Annotated in this window: 1 protein-coding gene; it reads left to right on the top strand. The window is 37.1% G+C overall.

From position 1 onward, the window contains the following. The coding region (locus tag SB772_RS43745; RefSeq protein WP_410838995.1) for a response regulator at window positions 1-193 on the top strand (193 nt) is incomplete at its 5' end. Between the last annotated feature and the right edge of the window lie 58 nt (window positions 194-251).

Below are 251 nucleotides of genomic sequence, written 5' to 3'. Positions count from 1 at the left end.
GCCTGTTATGGACGGCCTACAAGCCACACAAGTGATTCGTTCACAAGGCGATAAAATACCGATTGTGGCACTAACTGCAAATAATACAGAAGAAGATCGCGAGGCTTGTATGCAAGTTGGTATGGACGAGTTTTTATCCAAACCCATTAGTAAGAAAGACTTAGAATCCGTTTTGCAGAGTTTTATACAATAAATCTCTAGTTCAAATAAAAACACCCTATCAATATCACTTAATCAAAGTAATATCGATA

It is taken from the genome of Paraburkholderia sp. SIMBA_030 (genome assembly GCF_046535245.1).
In the GTDB taxonomy this organism is placed as follows: Bacteria; Pseudomonadota; Gammaproteobacteria; order Burkholderiales; family Burkholderiaceae; genus Paraburkholderia.
This window is presented reverse-complemented; position numbering and strand designations above follow the sequence as displayed.